General features: G+C 43.4%; 16 protein-coding genes. 8 read left to right on the forward strand and 8 right to left on the reverse strand.

What is annotated here, in order from left to right; translation table 11 throughout:
- Nucleotides 1-98 precede the first annotated feature (98 nt).
- The 3 genes from QEP07_RS04075 to QEP07_RS04085 all read left to right on the forward strand — a co-directional run bounded on the left by QEP07_RS04075 (nucleotide 99) and on the right by QEP07_RS04085 (nucleotide 2,388).
- Nucleotides 99-311, forward strand: coding sequence for a hypothetical protein (locus QEP07_RS04075; RefSeq protein ID WP_285008649.1), 213 nt, complete (start codon nucleotides 99-101; stop codon nucleotides 309-311).
- Between the two features lie 97 nt (nucleotides 312-408).
- Nucleotides 409-1,755: an adenylosuccinate lyase gene (purB, locus tag QEP07_RS04080; RefSeq protein WP_285008650.1), complete on the forward strand. Its 1,347-nt coding sequence runs from the start codon at nucleotides 409-411 to the stop codon at nucleotides 1,753-1,755.
- A 75-nt stretch (nucleotides 1,756-1,830) separates the two neighbouring features.
- Nucleotides 1,831-2,388 (forward strand): NifU family protein, encoded by a 558-nt coding sequence (locus tag QEP07_RS04085; protein WP_285008651.1) that lies wholly within the window; start codon nucleotides 1,831-1,833, stop codon nucleotides 2,386-2,388.
- Nucleotides 2,389-2,402: 14 nt separating this feature from the next.
- Here the strand turns inward: QEP07_RS04085 and QEP07_RS04090 are convergent, their stop codons facing one another.
- From QEP07_RS04090 to QEP07_RS04105, 4 genes are read right to left on the reverse strand one after another with little or no spacing between them, the layout of a single operon-like run.
- Complete coding sequence (locus tag QEP07_RS04090) at nucleotides 2,403-3,203, reverse strand: inositol monophosphatase family protein (protein WP_285008652.1); 801 nt, start codon at nucleotides 3,201-3,203, stop codon at nucleotides 2,403-2,405.
- Nucleotides 3,204-3,235: 32 nt separating this feature from the next.
- Nucleotides 3,236-4,390 (reverse strand): prolipoprotein diacylglyceryl transferase, encoded by a 1,155-nt coding sequence (locus tag QEP07_RS04095; protein ID WP_256005103.1) that lies wholly within the window; start codon nucleotides 4,388-4,390, stop codon nucleotides 3,236-3,238.
- 32 nt (nucleotides 4,391-4,422) lie between these two features.
- Complete coding sequence (gene mtaB, locus QEP07_RS04100; protein ID WP_285008653.1) at nucleotides 4,423-5,742, reverse strand: tRNA (N(6)-L-threonylcarbamoyladenosine(37)-C(2))-methylthiotransferase MtaB; 1,320 nt, start codon at nucleotides 5,740-5,742, stop codon at nucleotides 4,423-4,425.
- Nucleotides 5,743-5,796: 54 nt separating this feature from the next.
- On the reverse strand, nucleotides 5,797-6,363 hold the full coding sequence (locus QEP07_RS04105; RefSeq protein WP_285008654.1) for a UbiX family flavin prenyltransferase: 567 nt from the start codon (nucleotides 6,361-6,363) through the stop codon (nucleotides 5,797-5,799).
- Between the two features lie 222 nt (nucleotides 6,364-6,585).
- On the opposite strand from QEP07_RS04105, the gene QEP07_RS04110 reads away from it, so the two are divergent.
- Genes QEP07_RS04110 through QEP07_RS04120 form a run of 3 tightly spaced genes read left to right on the forward strand, consistent with a single transcriptional unit; the run spans nucleotide 6,586 to nucleotide 8,884 of the window.
- A complete protein-coding gene (locus tag QEP07_RS04110) occupies nucleotides 6,586-6,831 on the forward strand; it encodes a hypothetical protein (RefSeq protein ID WP_285008655.1) in 246 nt (81 codons plus the stop codon).
- Nucleotides 6,832-6,872: 41 nt separating this feature from the next.
- Entirely contained in the window at nucleotides 6,873-7,739 is an 867-nt protein-coding gene (locus tag QEP07_RS04115; protein WP_285008656.1) for an AraC family transcriptional regulator, read from the forward strand.
- A gap of 59 nt (nucleotides 7,740-7,798) precedes the next feature.
- Entirely contained in the window at nucleotides 7,799-8,884 is a 1,086-nt protein-coding gene (locus QEP07_RS04120) for a carboxypeptidase-like regulatory domain-containing protein (RefSeq protein WP_285008657.1), read from the forward strand.
- A 7-nt stretch (nucleotides 8,885-8,891) separates the two neighbouring features.
- Here QEP07_RS04120 and QEP07_RS04125 read toward each other — a convergent pair whose 3' ends face one another.
- A complete protein-coding gene (locus QEP07_RS04125; protein WP_285008658.1) occupies nucleotides 8,892-11,639 on the reverse strand; it encodes a carboxypeptidase-like regulatory domain-containing protein in 2,748 nt (915 codons plus the stop codon).
- A 144-nt stretch (nucleotides 11,640-11,783) separates the two neighbouring features.
- Between QEP07_RS04125 and QEP07_RS04130 the strand changes: the two genes are divergently transcribed.
- Together QEP07_RS04130 and QEP07_RS04135 are read left to right on the forward strand one after the other, a co-directional pair.
- A complete protein-coding gene (locus tag QEP07_RS04130) occupies nucleotides 11,784-13,403 on the forward strand; it encodes a sensor histidine kinase (protein ID WP_285008659.1) in 1,620 nt (539 codons plus the stop codon).
- Nucleotides 13,400-14,149, forward strand: a complete 750-nt coding sequence (locus tag QEP07_RS04135) for a LytR/AlgR family response regulator transcription factor (protein ID WP_285008660.1) — start codon at nucleotides 13,400-13,402, stop codon at nucleotides 14,147-14,149. Before QEP07_RS04130 ends, QEP07_RS04135 begins: the two co-directional genes overlap by 4 nt.
- 388 nt (nucleotides 14,150-14,537) lie before the next feature.
- On the opposite strand, the gene QEP07_RS04140 is transcribed toward QEP07_RS04135, so the two are convergent.
- From QEP07_RS04140 to QEP07_RS04150, 3 genes are all read right to left on the reverse strand, one after another.
- Nucleotides 14,538-15,098, reverse strand: a complete 561-nt coding sequence (locus tag QEP07_RS04140) for a hypothetical protein (protein ID WP_285008661.1) — start codon at nucleotides 15,096-15,098, stop codon at nucleotides 14,538-14,540.
- Nucleotides 15,099-16,338: 1,240 nt separating this feature from the next.
- A complete protein-coding gene (locus tag QEP07_RS04145; protein ID WP_285008663.1) occupies nucleotides 16,339-17,286 on the reverse strand; it encodes a hypothetical protein in 948 nt (315 codons plus the stop codon).
- Between the two features lie 220 nt (nucleotides 17,287-17,506).
- Nucleotides 17,507-17,920 (reverse strand): hypothetical protein, encoded by a 414-nt coding sequence (locus QEP07_RS04150; RefSeq protein ID WP_285008664.1) that lies wholly within the window; start codon nucleotides 17,918-17,920, stop codon nucleotides 17,507-17,509.
- Nucleotides 17,921-18,320: the final 400 nt, after the last annotated feature.

The raw sequence follows: 18,320 nt of genomic DNA on the forward strand, positions 1-18,320 counted from the left end.
TGAAATATTTTTTCACTTTTTTCGGGTTACCCGGGTTACCTTTTAGACTTTGTGGTATTAAGCTGTAAAATTAATTAATTATTTAAAACAGAATCGAAATGAAAAATGCATTTAAATTTGGCTTTTTAGCTTTAGCAATCTCTTTATCAGTAGCAGCTTGTAACTCAGAAAAATCAGGCGAGTCTTCAGACACTACAATGGTTGATTCTTCAGCAGTTATCACTGAAGTTGACACTACAGTAACTGATTCAACTGTACAAGATACTACAGTAACTACTACTACAACTACTACTGACTCTGCAGCTCACTAAGCTAAATTGACCGTATAGAAAAGGCTCCGGATAACCCGGGGCCTTTTTTATTACCCCCAGGAATGCTACATTTGCGCTCGTAAACGTATAAAGCATAATGACCTTATCTCCCCTTCAGGCGATCTCCCCTATCGACGGGCGCTACAGAAACACCACACAAGATCTGGCACAGTACTTCTCAGAATCTGCACTTATCAGATACCGTATTTTTGTAGAGGTAGAATATTTCATTGCGTTATGTGAGGCCGGCTTGCCTGGACTGGCAGATTTCCCTAAAGACAACTATCCTCGACTTCGGGAAATTTACAAGTCATTCACCGATGGCGATGCACAGGAAGTTAAAGACACAGAGAAAATCACCAACCACGACGTTAAGGCCGTAGAATACTTTATTAAGAAGCAATTCGACCAGCTTGCTTTGGAACCATACAAAGAGTTTATCCATTTCGGACTAACCTCACAGGACATCAACAATACCGCTATTCCATATACGTTTAAGCTGGCGTTAAACGAGGTTTATTACCCGCAGCTAGCCCAGCTCATAGAAAAGATTCAAGAACTGGCTACCGAATGGAAAGATGTGCCCCTGCTGGCGCATACCCATGGTCAGCCTGCCTCACCAACCAAATTAGGGAAAGAGTTCATCGTTTTTGCCGAGCGTTTACAAATTCAGCTCAACAACCTTAAGCAAATACCTAACAGCGCCAAATTCGGCGGCGCTACCGGAAATTTCAATGCGCATCATATTGCTTACCCGGGCACCGACTGGGTAGCGTTTTCGAATCATTTTGTCAATGAGATCCTCGGACTCAGCCGCGCACAACATACTACACAGATTGAACATTACGACCAGTTTGCCGCACAGTGCGATGCCTTAAAGCGCATCAACAATATCCTCATTGATATGGATCGCGACATCTGGACTTACATATCTAAAAACTACTTCAAACAGAAGATCAAAGCCGGCGAAGTAGGTTCATCGGCAATGCCGCACAAAGTGAACCCTATCGATTTTGAAAATGCAGAGGGCAATGCAGGTATCGCCAATGCGATGTTTGAATTCCTTGCGTCCAAACTACCCATTTCACGTTTGCAGCGCGACCTTACGGACTCTACCGTGCTCAGGAATGTAGGTGTGCCTATGGCTCATACCGCAATTGCCATCGCGTCGACAATGAAAGGCTTAAACAAACTGCTGCTTAATGAAGAGGCCATCCATGCCGACCTTGAAAACAACTGGGCAGTGGTAGCAGAAGCCATTCAAACCGTTTTAAGGAGAGAGGCTTATCCTAATCCGTACGAGGCACTTAAAGATCTGACCCGCACCAATCAAAAGATCACTGCGGAAACGATGGCGACGTTTATCGACGGACTGAACGTGAGTGACAGCGTAAAGTCTGAACTCAAACAGATCACCCCGTTTAACTATACCGGCGTCTTTTAACATATGACCTAAAACAGACATCAGGTCTGGAATTGCATCGATCAATTCTCTATTTTTGTATAAAAAAATAAGACAATGACGATCAACGTATATACCGAGCAGACACCAAATCCTGCAACCATGAAATTCATGGTCAATAAGTTACTGATCAACGGTAGTGAAGACTTTCCTACAAGGGAAAGCGCAGAGCAATCACCCTTCGCCAGGGAGCTTTTCAAATTCAATTTTGTGAACGGTGTTTTCTTTGCCAGCAACTTCGTAACAATCACCAAAACAGACGACGCGGAATGGGCCGACGTAGAGCCGATCCTGAAAGAGTTTGTTAAAGGAGCTGTGGAATCGGAATACAAGATCAAAGACGTTTCATCTGAAGAAACACCTGCGTTTGAAGGCACCGACACCGAAATTAAGATTCAGCAGATCCTGCACGACTATGTGCGTCCGGCTGTAGAGCAAGATGGCGGTGCGATCAGCTACAAGTCGTTCGACGAAAACGAAGGCGTGGTGACTGTAGAGCTCAGAGGTTCATGCAGCGGATGCCCGTCCTCTACCATTACGCTTAAATCAGGTATCCAAAACCTGTTACAGCGCATGGTTCCAGAAGTAAAAGAAGTTATCTCCGAGGCACTATAAACGCCGATCGAATATTAATCCTTGAAATGGTTACGCATCATTTCAAGGATTTCCTGATCTGTCAGCCCGTTTGAGGCCAGAATCTCCCTGGCATCAACAAATTCATCTCCCCCGCTAAAATTAGAAACCTTTCCGCCGGCCTGTTGCACAAGGTACGCACCAGCAGCTACATCCCAGGCATTCAGATTATATTCAAAAAAGGCATCAAACCGACCGCAGGCCACGTACGCCAGGTCTACCGCCGCCGAACCAATACGCCTCAGCCCATGGCAGCTTTGCATCATTTGACCAAAGAGCTTCATATAAGCTTCCTGTTTGTCAAACTGATAGTAAGGAAATCCCGTTGCAAGTAAAGATTGCCCCAGCCGCTCTGTAGCTGAAACGCGGATAGGCTTACCGTTGAGGAATGCCTCACCGCCCTTATAGGTGTAAAACATTTCTCCGCGATTGATCTCATACACCACGCCGATTACCGGCAGTCCGTGTTCGTAAAGCGCCACGCTAACGGCATAGGTAGGGATCCCGTGAATAAAGTTCGTGGTACCATCAAGCGGATCAATGATCCAGTTGTATATCTCACCCGTTTTATTTATCGTTTTCTCTTCCGTAACGAAGCCGGCATCAGGCAACAGCTTGCTCAGATTTCTCACCAGTTGCTTTTCAGCCTGCTTATCTACATAAGAAACCAGGTCGTTAAGCCCCTTAAACTCCACAGCACGCTGATCAAAGTTCATCGATTCCTTCCGGATAAAATTACCTGTGAGGCGGGTTACCGCCACAACTTTAGTGCATAGCAATTCGTAATTTACTTCCAACACTTTCTGAATTAAGGATGAAAACTACTGGCTTAATACGCAGCCAGCTTATCTCTGTTCTTCCAGGAATAAACCACAAGAAATACGCCAGACAGGAACAGGAGCAGCGAAATAAGCTCAGCCTGGGTAAACTGCAGTCCGCCAACATGATACTTAGTATTCACCCTGATCAGCTCAATAAAGAAGCGCTCCATACCATTCATCATCAGGTAAATACCAAACATCATACCCGGAACAGTAATGCGGTGCCTTAACTTCCATAAAACGAAGAATAGGATCAAACAAACGATAACCTCATAGAGCGGCGTTGGGTATACAGGCTCAGGCAATACGTTACAAAACCTTCCCACACAGCCAGGTATAGGAACTCCCTCGTTCGCTACGTTATTTGGATAAGTATAAGCCCAGAGCCAGTCAGGCAGGAAACTGAAAGGTTTTGGATTATTGTTCACGATACCCCAATCACCATCTCCGCTCATATGGCAGCCAATACGACCCACTGCATAAGCCAGCATCATACCCGGACCACCAATATCCAGCATATGCAAAACTTTTATTCCATTCTTGCGTGCAATATATAACACCGCGGCACCACCGCAGATAAGCCCGCCATAAAAAGTAAGACCACTAAAAGAAAGCAAGCCCCCAATCGGATCCTGAACAAAAGTATCCCAGTGTTCCAGGTTATCAAAAATCTTGGCACCAAGGAAACCCCATATCGCCGCCCAAACAATTAAGGAACCCATCAACTCGTGCGGATGCTGAATCACCTCAACCGTCTTAGGCTTATCAAGCTTCTTCGCATTCTTCTCTTTGTAATCCCAGTAGGCAAACAGACCTGCAAAAAACAATCCACCGAGCAAACTGCCTTTGGCCGACAATAACACCGTCTGTGCATCGCTTACAAACAGCTGGTAGTTCATCAGGGCATACACCAGTTTGTAACCGATCAGGAAACCGAATATTCCATTCAGAAACAATTCCGTATTGGTAGGCGGCAAACCAACCGTTGTACGTTTTTTTACAGGTTGCAGTTTACCTAAAGCCTCCTTACGTTTAAATTCCTCAGAAAAAGCCCAATAGCCCGCAATAAAAGCAAGCGCAACAAAAACACCGAAAGTATTAAAGGGAAGCGGGATGTTGACACCAAAGAGATACTCTAAGAAATGCGATACGGTTGGAAACATACTTAAGAAAAAGTTTTTTTGCGAATATAGGATTAATGCGCTAAAACTTGTTCCGATTCCTCAACTTCTACTTCGCCATCGGCCGACAAACCGACCAGTTTAACCGTCTTAACCTCGTTAACCATCACCGGATCGTATTTAGCCCTAACCTTTACATAGTTACGGGTAAACCCATGCATGAATCCACTCTTCTGATCATCCTCGAAAAGTACCTCGCCTACTGCACCCAATTGCGACTGATAAAAGGCCCGCCTTTTCTTGTCAGACAAAATATGCAGCATTTTACTCCGGTCGGCCCTAACAGCCCCCGGCACCACCCCCGCCATCTCTGCAGCAGGTGTTTGGTCGCGCTCCGAGTAGGTAAATACATGCAGGTAGGAAATATCCAGTTCATTCAGAAACTGGTAGGTATCCAGAAAATCCTGCTGCGTCTCACCAGGGAAACCAACAATCACATCAACACCAATGCAGCAATCAGGCATCACCGATTTGATCTTAGCCACACGCTCCGTATAGAGATCACGCTGATAACGCCTGCGCATCAGGCCTAGAATCTTATCCGAACCAGACTGCAGCGGAATATGAAAATGCGGCACAAAACGCTTAGACGAAGCCACAAACTCAATGATCTCATTACTCAACAAGTTCGGCTCTATAGAAGAGATCCTGATCCGCTCAATACCCTCAACCTCATCCAAAGCACGCACCAAATCAAAAAAACGATCCTCGCGCTTGCCATTCCGGATCCCAAAGTCGCCCAGGTTAACCCCGGTCAGCACAATCTCCTTAACCCCGCTCTCGGCGATCTGCCTGGCCCGGTTCAAGACATTCTCGATGGTATCGCTCCGGCTGCCACCCCTTGCGAGCGGAATGGTACAATACGTACACGGATAATCACAGCCGTCCTGAACCTTCAGGAAAGTACGCGTGCGGTCGCCAATTGAATACGCAGCAATAAAATTATGATTAACCTTTTCAATATTCTGCTGATGTACAACCGCTTTCGGCTCTTTAGTTAGATCAGAGATGAACTCAACGATGCGAAACTTCTCGGCCGCACCAAGCACCATATCCACCCCCGGAATCTCGGCAATTTCCGCCGGTTTAAGCTGCGCATAGCAACCCACGATGGTCACATAAGCATTAGGTGAATATTTCAGCGCCTCTTTTACCACCTTACGGCATTTTTTATCCGCATGATCCGTTACCGAGCAGGTATTGATCACGTACACATCAGCGCCCTGCGTAAACTCCACCACACCATAACCCGCGTCGGTAAACAAGCGGCCAATGGTAGACGTTTCCGAAAAATTAAGCTTACAGCCCAGAGTATAAAATGCGACGGTTTTCATATTGAAGCTCGCAAAGATACGATTTTCAGATACAAATTATGTCATATTTGATCTCTACCGCTCATTCCAGCGGTAAGTATCCTGCTCAAGGCCAATCAGATCGATCACACGTGTCACCACCGTTTGCGCAACATCCTCGATGCTCTGAGGCAACGAATAAAAGGAAGGATTAGCCGGACAAACAATACCGCCCGCTTCCGTCACCGCCTTCATATTATTAATATGGATCAGACTAAAAGGCGTATCCCGAACTACAGCAACCAGCCTGCGCCGCTCTTTCAACACCACATCAGCTGCCCTTGAAATCATATCGTTAGAAATACCCTGCGCAATGCGGCCCAGTGTACCCATAGAACAAGGAATGATCACCATCGTATCGTATTTTGCAGAGCCCGAAGCAAAAGGTGCGTTAAAATCCATCTTATCGTAAAAGTCGAACGGATATGACTCGTAAACACTATTGCCCAGCTCAAACTGCCATACCTCGCGCGCATTGTCAGACATCACCACACCCACCCTTTCTATCTGCGGCGCCAAGCGCTGCAAGCTGTCCAGCATCAGCTTAGCATATACTGCACCACTGGCGCCTGTAACAGCCACAATAATCTTTTTTCTGCTCATGAATACGGTAAAGTTAAGGAACAAAAACCCATAACAATAAAAAAGGGCCGAAAATTACTTTTCGACCCTACATCTACCTATGAAAAACATACCCCTTTAAAGGGTAAGCTCAAATGTAAAATATCTTTTTTAAAAATGAAAGTTTGAACACACTTTTTTAAAACCTTTACAGCATCACATTGTTTCTACCGAAAGCAAGCCCTTTCACAAACATATCTTACCATGGAAAAAGCAGGGAGAAGAACCTTTACCATCGAGCCCGGAATCAGCGGAATTCAAGACCCTATCAACGTTCAATATAAGGAAACCACCGACGGCCTGCCGTACTATGCGCTGGAAATAAACGGCAGTGAAGTCCAGCTGCGCAAAGACGAAGAAAAGTGGGAACAGATCTGGGGCGACCTAAACGAAGAGCAGGTAGAAAAGCTTGGCCAGGCCCTCAACGAGCAAACCGGCAACCAGCCCTAAAAATAAAATTCCTATCTTTAAGCCAGACACCACACTGGCCAATGAAACCTCAGTTACTCAAAGTTTCAAACGATACGCTATACTCTTTCAGCGCACGGCGCGACAATGTGCCCTATATCAACAACCGCTGGCACTATCATGCCGAAGTAGAACTCATTTATGTCATAAAGGGTACTGGCACCCAGTTTATCGGCGACAGCATCAAACGCTTCCGTGCCGGAGATGTGGTTTTGGTCGGTTCACACCTTCCGCACTACTGGAAATTCGACGAACAGCACTTCGAAGAAGAGCATCCAAATATAGACGTGGTGGTCGTGCATTTTACGGAGAACTTCTGGGGCAGTACATTTTTAAGCCTGCCGGAAAACAAACCGCTTAAAGACGTCCTCGAAAAAGCCCAACGGGGACTAAAAGTGCAGGACAAAAGCAAACATCAGATAGGGATCATTATCGAATCTATCCTGTCGTCGACCGGCCCTGCAAGGATTACCCGGCTTATGGAGGCCCTGCTGGCGATCGAAAATTGTAAAAACAACGTGCTCCTTTCCTCCATCGGCTTCCGGCCCAACTTTCAGGACACAGAGAACGACCGCATCAACGCCATATACAACTTCTCCATGGCCAACTTTAAACGAAAGATCCAAATGGAAGAAATGGCCGCGGTAGCCAACATAAGCCCCAATTCCTTCTGCCGGTATTTTAAGTCGCGGACCCGCAAAACCTACACCCAGTTCATCAGCGAAATACGCGTAGGCCACGCCTGCAAACTACTCATTGAGAACAACATGAATGTAAAACAGATCTGCTACGAAAGCGGCTTTCACAACTTCGCCAGCTTTCATAAGCACTTCAAGCTCATTACCGGCAAAAGTCCGCTTGCCTACCAGAAAACCTATTTGCAAAAGTGATATAGAGGCCTTGTTTTCACCAATAAATACTATATTGGGTATAACAATTAACCTTTCAAATGAAGATCACAAGCTTTCAAACGCTCCTATGCCTGTTGCTGGCCTTTATCACTCAGGCAAGCCTCGCGCAAAACCAGTTCACCATCCGCGGCCGCGTAACAGACAGTCAGTCCAAACCTATCCCTTCAGCAACTGTATTTATCAATGCTACCACCCGTATTACCGCAACTGACGAACATGGGCGCTTCAGCATATCTTCGGTCGCCCCTGGAAACTACGAACTGTCCATTAGCATGCTCGGGTACGACACACACCTCGAAACCGTTCAGCTTCAGGATGAAAATGCAGAAACACACATTATACTTAAACAGAAAACCATCCAATTAAACGAAGTAAGGATCGGTCCCGACCGCTTCAAAGAGAACTTTGAAAAATTTAAAAAGACTTTTCTTGGAACTTCCGCCGCAGCAAAAAAATGTGTTATTGTAAACCCGCAAGTCATCGAATTCTCCTCAAGGGGAAAGAAACTACTGGCTTCAACCAATGAATTTATAATCATAGAAAATAGGCACCTTGGGTATAAGCTTCGCTATCTGCTCACCTCCTTTGAACATGATGCTGGTATGGGCGTGGCACTTTACAACGGGCAGGTGGTGTTTGAAAAACTTCCGGGATCTGACCAGGAGGTTAAACAATGGGAAAAAAACCGATCCGTCTCCTATCAGGGCTCAATGATGCACTTTTTACGCTCGGTATTTTCGAACACGGTAGCGCAGGAAGGATTTACCGCACAACAGTTCCATAACAACGTGATTAAGCATTCCATGGATCTGGTGGCTATCGAACAAAGCCCGATGCTATTTGACACACTGGTGACTCCAGTGGACGCGTCATTTAAATCATTCCGATTTCCGAATCTGTACCTCAAACACAGTGCGAAGAAAGCCAAAATCACCAAACCGCTACATGGCCGGAAAGTCATACCCTTCGCGAAAAAGGCCTCCTTTATACGATTAGTTGCTGATGAAGCGCTGATAGACGGCCGGGGCAGTTATCCTAACCCAAAGACCTTCTATATCTACGGTTACCTGGCCCAAAAAAGAGTTGCCGACATGTTGCCTTACGAATACCTGCCCGGTAAATAAGATATTATCACCTCACCTTTACTCTTTGAATGTGACGGCCCAGGCGGCCTTCAGTATCAATTCCCTCAACAGTAACCCGGTAGTTTCCAGGTCGGGGTGCTGCATAAAAACTGAACTGCCCGTTCCTACCGGAGCCCACCGATAATGAAGGGTTCCAATAAGTAGTGGCGACGTCCTTTCTAAAAGCGTCGCTATCGGTTACAGGGTTTTTCGGCACATAGAACAACTTAGCATTGTCAAACCCCTTGGGCGAATAATGCGCAATAGATGGGTTATATTTCTTCCGGAAGCTTTTCTGCTTTGTCCATATCGCCATTACATATCTCTGGCCCAAAGCTCCTGCCATAGAACCCAGCCTACTACTAATCGTCGGGCTTTCGTGAGATAGATAAACACGATCAATGTCGTCCGGATGCTCACTCGTCAGAAAAGTCTGGTAGTCACAAGCCGATACGGCCATGTTATCAATCATAACAAAATAAGCATCGTTCTGATAAAAGGGCATCCAGACCTTCCCGCAATTTTCTACCGAGTCCTCAACGAGACGGAATCTTACCCGGGAAGCATCCATTTCCTCTAAGCATTCCATTAAAGTTTTACAAGGCCTTCTCGGGTCTGGCCTATAAACCTCATCTGCCTGACTTTCATTGATGCCGTACGCCTTGTTCCATCTGGTGGAAGCCCTGATCTGCACTTCCCTCAACTGCTGCACCCGACTTAGCTTCCCCAGACGTTCCTGTTCCATATCCTGACGGAGACTAGCCTCCAGGGTAGTTTTGGTTAGCGGCCTGATATCTTTATTCACATCCGCCGCATTTGGGTTACGCAACACCGGCTCAGGAAGAACTCTATCAATATGAATCATGACCCGGTCGCTATTTCCTGCAGTCCTGGCCTGAAAGCTGAACGAAACTCCGTGTAGCACAAGTAAATTACCGAACCTATACTCACCATTATTGTCGGCCACCGTATCTAAAACCACCCCTGCCTTATTACTCAGCATTTGTATTTTAGCGTTAGGGACCGGCTTATTTTTAAGGTCGGTTACCCGCCCGGTAATATCAATAAGTAATTTTTCAGGCTGATACTTTGCGACGAAAGGTTCTCCGCCAAGCAAATCCTTCCAAGCAAACCTCCGGTAACCCTGCGTCATCATTAACAAATCTAGATGCTTGTCTTTGTCAGCAGTCAGATCTGTAAAATAATAGTTTGGCTGTTCAATATAACCCCTTATATCAGCACTCAACAACAATTGAGAAAAAATAGAGCGCTCCTTATTCGGGTCGAACGGCACGATATCGTCATTCACAACCGAAACTGAGAAGTTACCAGATACAGGACTTCCCAACTGGTCGGATGCCGAAAGCCCCAGATCTATACGTTCACCTGGCATAAAAGTGTCTTTGCCAGACGTAATATCCAAAACAAGCTGATCTTTAGCCCTCACGAAAACCACACGTTCGTTGACCGGTAAACCTTGTTCTGTAAAAAGCGTCAACTGCAAAACGCCGGTTGGCACCCCTGCAAGTGGTATTTTGACCTCAGTTATTGCCTTAGAAATCTGGAACTCCGACCTTGCTTGAACAGTTCCTCCAAATTGCGCCAGCAACCCAAGGCGTGCCGACCTCCTTACAGCCTCTGCATCAGAGTGGACGCGGACAAGCAATGACTCCGTGTTTTGCTCAGGAAGGCCGACCTCAAGGACATGCCCGCTTTTTTGAGCTTTTGGTAAATCTATGGTCTGAACAGATCCGTCCTTGTGGCCTATCTTTGCGGTATAAACATTTCCCGGCTCCGGCTGCAAGCCGAAATAGCCCATGCCCAGATGTTGAGTATCAAAAGAAGCAACCTCAACCCCCTTACTGTCAAGGATCTTCCCGGCAACAGCCACACCAAGCCCATTCGCAGCTGTGGCCTTAAAAGCTATGCGGCTTCTCAGCCCTTCTACCATATGCCCACCCTCTGGGAAGAATTGTATGTCAGTCGCAGCGGCCGACTGATGCACCGGAAAGGTCTTCCGCACCACCAGATTTTTAGACACCTCCATACTGGCAACAAAATATCTGCTGTGCATATCGTCAGGCGCCTTTAACCGCGACAGGTTAACACTAACCTCTCCCGCTTCGTCAGTCTTGGTCGACCCGCTAAAGATAGTCTTGTAACTCTCTTTCAAATGATAATCCAGCTTTTTACCCGAAAACGGCTTACCGTCCTGGTCTGTAAACCGAAGCACCGCATAGGTTTGCGTACCGCCTCCGTCCTGCTGGTACCGGTAACTTATCCCGGAAAACACCGTATTTGCTACCGAATTGCCCACACTAAACGTCTGGTCGTAGAAATAATCCGAACCAGCGTTCCGCATCCACTGCGTATACGCGCGAAGACGATAATTGCCCTCTCTCGCAGCACTATCATGCAAAACGAAATCACCGATGGCCATACCAGAAGTAACCGGTAATTTTAAACTTTGCGCCACCGAATCTGCCTCATCAATAAGATCTACGTAAACCGCCCCGCTTAAGTCCGACAAGCGGTGTCTTGCACCAACCGTTACATAAGCCTTAAACCATATCGTATCACCAACCAGGTAGTAAGGTTTATCGGTATGCAAATACACCTTCTCCAGCGGATGAGAATCCGACCAGCGTTGGAGCACACTAACAGCTTTATCTAAAACAGACCATTGTACTGCACTTAGTGAAAGTAAAGTGGACAGCGATAGACAAAGTATGAACCTGATTTGAGAGCGTTTCATAACTTATAAATTTTCCTGAAGGTAACGATAATCAAATACTTTACAAAACCATGCCGCTACTATTTGAAACATGGGGTTTCCTGTTTTATGGTTTTTGTTTTCCTATTATTGCTACAAGTTTGATGAAAATTAAACTCAACAAGTATGAAAAAGCTGATCCTTACACTTCTTGGCTGCATTCTGGTCTTAACAATAGCACAGGCACAAAAGGGCATTGACTACAAACGAATTTCTGCCGCAGGCAACAAAATGCTTATGAGCGTAGACAGTGGTGCCAAGAATGTTTTCTATGCCAATGCGTTTCCCAACCAGCCTCATATCTCCTTTAATTTCTTACCCGAAGTTCACAACGTAAGCATACGGATCTTTTTTAGAAAGAACATCAAAGCAGAGAACTACAGATATACGATTCTGGATGACAATAAATCCATTGTGTTAAACAAGCCGATCGAGACGTCCCAAATCAAGGATGCACAGGCCGGGGACGAAGAAATATTTAACGCAGTGAGTTTCGGGATATTCACAATAAAGGATAAGGTTCTAACTATCCTCACTTATGATATCGAAAAGCCCGCAGACGTCTACAAAACAGTTTTCTATGGCAAGCCATTGCCGAAAGCAAAAATCCAGTTCATGTCAAAACGCTTCAAAACCGAGCGGGGAGTTGACTATGATAACATTCTCAATCTAAAAGATAAAACGGAGATCACATTCCGAGAGCAAGACGACGAGTTAACCATTATAAAAGAAGTGTCGGACATTGACTACGTCTATTCCATCTCTATAAGAGATAAACAACGTGACGAAATAGTATTCAAGTCAGATATCTGGAAATTTGGTGGCTACACAGATGAATTATATAGAGCCTCACCGCACGTTAACATCGATAAGAGCGTTTTTAAGAAATCGGGAGACTACGAAATCATCATCGAGCCCTCGCTTAAATGGGAAGGATGCCTGGACTGCGACCTGACCGCAAAAGATATAGAAAAATACGTCACCAGACATACACTCTCCATTACGCTCGAGGAGCAAAACTATACAAAAAAAGAACTTATCATATACACCCTGTTAGTCGCCCTAAGCCTCGGATTGATCTTCCTAATAATCTCGTATATTTCCAGAAAAAGAAACAAAAAGAAGCTCACCGAAGAGCAGCAGCAGAAAGACATTGCAAAGCTTCAGCTTAACTCCGTACGTTCCCAGCTAAATCCGCACTTCCTTTTTAATGCACTGTCGGGCATTCAAAACCTGATGAACAAGAACGAGACAGATAAGGCCAACAAATACCTGTCGAAATTTGCAAGGCTGACCCGCAACGTATTGGCCAACAACGACCTGATTAGTTTAAAGCAAGAAAAAACACTGCTCGACGATTATCTTCAAATGGAACAACTGCGTTTCGGTTTCGCCTACCAGATCAAACTTTCAGAAGAAATTGACGCCGATAACACCGAAATCCCAAGCATGTTGCTACAGCCATTTGTAGAAAATGCGGTGAAGCATGGCATCTCACACAAAGCTGAAAACGGTACCATTCTCGTCGCATTCAACAAGCAGGCAAATGATCTTATTCTGTCGGTGGTCGACAACGGCAGAGGCTTCGATCCACAAAAAAAGAGCGACGGCCTCGGCTTGCAATTAAGCGAAAGCCGTATAGCTTTGCTCAATAGCATTTACAAAGAAAACAGGTTTACGCTGGAAATACAGTCGACCACCACAGGCACCCGGGTAACTTTAACCATAACCGATTGGCTAATATGATGAGAGCAGTTTTAATAGACGACGAGAAATCTAACCTGGAAAACCTGCGGACACTGCTCAGCAAGCACTGTCCGCAGCTAACCATCATGGCAACCGCGCAAAATGTAGCCGACGCTGTGTCGGCAATAGAACAAAGCAAGCCCGACCTCGTGTTTCTCGATATCCAGATGGGTGATCAGACCGGCTTTGACGTGCTGAAACTGCTTCCAGCACGTAACTTTGAAGTGATTTTTGTGACGGCGTACGACCAGTACGGCATACAAGCCGTAAAGTTTGCCGCTCTGGATTACCTCTTGAAACCTGTAGACATAGATGAACTGCTCAATGCCGTAAATATGGCCGAGCGCAAACTCGCAGCACACTTTCCAACCTCCCAACTCGATTTCCTGCTCCAGCAACTTAAGAAGCCAGAACCATCGGTAAGCAAAATAGCCCTGCCCATGCAAAACGAGATCCGGTATATAAACCTGTCTGAAATTATCCGCTGCGAAGCCGACAATACCTATACCCATTTCTTCCTTGCCGGAAATGAAAAAATACTCGTCTCAAAACCCCTCAAAGAATACGCGGACCTGCTGCGCCCCAACGGCTTCTTACGCACACACCAAAGCCATCTCGTAAACCCAAAATACGTAAAAAGCTGGCTAAAGGAAGACGGCGGTGTATTGCTGCTAATCTCTGGCGAAAAAATACCAGTGTCTAAACCAAATAAAGATGCCGTAAAGCAAGCTTTGCAGGGGTTGTGACTTTGTATTCTCTATCCTACAGATAGCATAAATAGCGACCCTAAACCCACAATCAAGTAAATCCAAAATAGGAAAAAATAGTCTTTGAAGCCACTTTCATCAAAATGGTTTACACTCCAATTAATCTTTTTATTGAAGAGTATCTCGACCCCGATAAAATATATGGACAGAAAGAATATCCAAGCCTTAGCTGCAGTAAAATTATCTGCAATCGATAACACGATTGAACAGTTACATATAAACAATGTGGCAAGACCTGTACCTTTTGTGTAGTCCTCCGAAAAGTTTGTATTCCTTGACCAGTACTTTTTTGCAAAATACCCGGCAAACACGTTTAAGGAAATCATAAAATTGATCAAGTGTCGTAAAATCATGATTTTATCACGCCTCAGGCATTATGTTTTTTATTGATCATTTTCAAAGCATATTTATATTTCGCTTCGATACTACCCTCCAAATGACCACCATATTCTCTCATATGTCTAATAAATCCCACATAGTCCTTGCTCTGCCATAGCTCATCTAACCTACCTCTTATTCCCTGGTCTTGCTCTTTTTCTAAGATTTCAAGGCGACGTTGCTGAACCACTTGTAACGCCTTATGAACGATCTGTGTATTTGATAAAACGTATTCCAGTTTGCTTCTTAGAAATATATCGATTTCCTCCAACCATCTCACCAGAAAGGGAGTGTTACAAATTTGAGTAGCCGATAGTTTTTGCTCACTGTTAAACAACTCGTTCAGCTCACTATATCCATAACATATGCTGTAGCTACCAAAACAAAGAACCATATCAACTTCATATGACGAATTGTGATCGTAAGAGAGAATAACTGTTATCTCGTCATTCTTAAATGTGATGAAACCCATAAAATCATCAACGACTTCAAATCCAAACTGACGAAGTGTAGGGCTTAGATATTCCTTAACAAGCTTGTTAAAATTCATTAAGCATCGATTCAAGATTAATTATGGCAAGTGCAATATAATTATTTGAAGCGATGCTTCGATCCCCTACTTACATTATACCGCGTCATATAATATTTAGCGACCCCCCAAGGCAACAGACAGAACCCTAGAAAAATAACCGATATTAAAACCCGCGTTTTGTCACGTTTAAGACCGTCCGGTATATAGAAATAATCATATTCCGCATGGTAAATCAACTTGATTCTAGAACCGACTGGATATTTTGTACATTCCTGGTTAGCCAGCCGTATTAAATACCTTTTGCCCTTTACAATAATATCCAATGAAGAATGCCCCTTATACCGCGCACATGTTTGCTTTGTTATGGTATGAAATGAAGCAACACCAGCTCGTTCTAATTCCCTATTTTGAAAATAGAAATATACGAAGTATAAAGTGGATAATAACGAGAGTAAAATCATCATCCATTGGTATTTTGAAAAATATCTTCTCATTCAAGGATTATTTGTTTTCAGTTCAGGAAACATCTACTGATATGCTTATTTTGTAAACACTCCAATTGATTCCATCAGCTATCACCTCGTACGGGGATCATAAGTAGTGTCATCGCTTATTTTCTTCAGAGCCTTAGACGCTTCCAAACGTATTAAAGAATCAGATGTATTCTCTCTCATAGTCTTAGTTCCTCATGCTGTAGTTTAACCAAGGCCGTACTCCCTACAATTCTGTTTTCATCTAAAAAGGTTATTATCGCTTTCCTGGTATCTTGAGTTAAAAAAGGGTATGACCGTATCTTTGAGAAGATTCTCCAGTTCAACTTTTAGTCGATCGTAATCATTTAACGTCCAGGCTTTATTTATAACTAAATCATTTACCCCTAGTAAGTAAGAAGGGACGGTGGCCTCTCAAAATCTAACACATTTTTTTCTGGGTTTAAAAAAGCAGTTTTATAATCTCATTTGCCAAAATCGCTACTCCAAATAACAACATTATTATCGATGCAGCAAATACCCTTAGCTTTGTAGCAAAAAGCATATCGTCCGAACTGTACTTATAGAATTTATGCCGAACGGCAGTCCACGAGCCAAGCAGAACGCTGATTAGGCCGATGAAAAAATAACTAAGGTTCATTGGTGGATATGATGAATCTATCTTTCAGCTAAGGTATGTTTTGACACCAAAATCCCTTTTTCTTCCATGAACTCTATTGAAATTTTACCATTTCTGTTAATATCTATCACATAGTCTATCATAAAAGTTATTTCGTCCTCTTAAATGTTCTGATAATATTCTTTATATCTGTCTTAGCCTGCTCGCTATCGCTCATATATGTCCCTACAAATAAATAGTAGCCGCCGTCATCAGCAAACACAATGACCTGATACATCTCTTCTTCCAAATGATTACTGTTCTTTGCGAAAAGCTCATACCCCTTTAGGCTATCCAATTCAATCTCGTTTATTCCTTTGTCCGTAATTAAAGAGTAGCTGTCAGGATACTTTTTAAGTCGTGATACACAAAATAATTTTTTGTTTTCAATGTCTGTTTTCGCAAATGATTTGTCAGTTATTAAGGTAGCTTTGTCGATACTTTCCGTGGGTGTTTTTAAATCTCGATTAAAGATCATTCCATTTTCAACGACAGCTTTAAACTTTAATGAGCCAGCACTTTCATTCAATGAATAACCCAATGCTTCTCTAGGATTGCCCGTCCACTGTGAGTCTACAAAGGTCGATAAAATACTTTGCTTAATGTCCTGGCCTATTTTTAATGAGTCGCTCAGGTAGATCCCGTTTATGAGCGTAGTTGACTTTTCATTGCCATATATTAGAATATGCTTTGCAAATATTCTGTTGTTGGCAGATTGGTTTACTTCTATAAGTAACGCATCGAAGCTGGCTACTTTGATGTCCTTCCTGCTTTTCAGAATCATACCCTTTGTTTTGAGCATATCTGCATTGAACCCTTTCTTAACCTCTGAGTATGGCCCTGGAATCTCGAGTGTCATTATCATTGAGGCTGGATCACCTGGATTTTGAAACCCTTTGAAATTCCCTGAATGTTGAAATGATTTAGGTGGAATCATGAAAATATTTGTTCCCTGGATCTGAACATGGCTGTTAGATCTTTCTTTTGGTAAATCTTGTCCAAAACAAAGTGTTGAAGAAGACACCAGCAGAGTTGCGAGGATTTTTATTCTTATCATCAGCGTTAAATATTATACAAATATAAGGGTTATATCGTTGTCTCTTTCAAATCCGTAAATGTCTTGTTGAGTCGCCTAAATTCTATAGACACATGCAGAATTCCTAGTGCTCTAACTTATCCTTCCATACCAATTCATCAGCAGCGCTATTTGTGCTACGTTAAGCCATTGACCCTTGATAATATACATAATCCTTCGCTAAGAGTGAGACTTGGAATAACTAAACTAAACCATTTTCAACAATATAGCTTTTATCCCATAGTCTATATAATTTCAGCGCTTCATCTAATACTAATCCAATATTTTGCTCAAAAAAAAGCAGGCTTTCATTTTCCACGACAAACCGCTTTACGAAATATCTGCACTGCAGATCGTCATAACTCTTGGTAACATAGAAAGAGAACACATCTCCAGAGGGATTATCTACACAAATAATCCCAATATTCCCCATAAAAAACCCGTCATCAAAAATAAAGTCGACAATTAAAGCATCGTTTGTTTTTACTGGCTGAGTTAACTTCCAACCATCAGAATTAAGCTTATTAATCATCAACTTTTCAATAGAACTTAACCTCTCTTCTATTTTCAAAAATTCTTTATCATCAATATGGTTGTATAGATTATAGTTCAGCATATCACAAAGTTCAAGTAAATCAATATTAATTCACGTCGTCAATTCCAATCTCTGCGATGACGGGCGGCTTATTACATCAATTATATTATCAGACTTACATATTTCATAATAGACTAATTGAAAATCGTCAAACATGCCGCCGCCTTCTTCTTTAATCCATTTCAAAAATCTAGTATTTGTTGATTTACAAAAATTAACCAACAACATCGGGAAATATACTTCTGCAAATTTATTCTGTCCAACAGTTTCACATTATTTACCATAAAGTATTCACCCATTAATTTATTTCACATTGTCCATTCTGTTCCTGAAGGTAATCAAATAAAACATTCAATAACAGACCTATAACTACTCGCATTCAACCTTTCGTATAAGCATATTTGTGAAATGGGAAATAATT

It is taken from the genome of Pedobacter faecalis (assembly GCF_030182585.1).
In the GTDB taxonomy this organism is placed as follows: domain Bacteria; phylum Bacteroidota; class Bacteroidia; order Sphingobacteriales; family Sphingobacteriaceae; genus Pedobacter; species Pedobacter faecalis.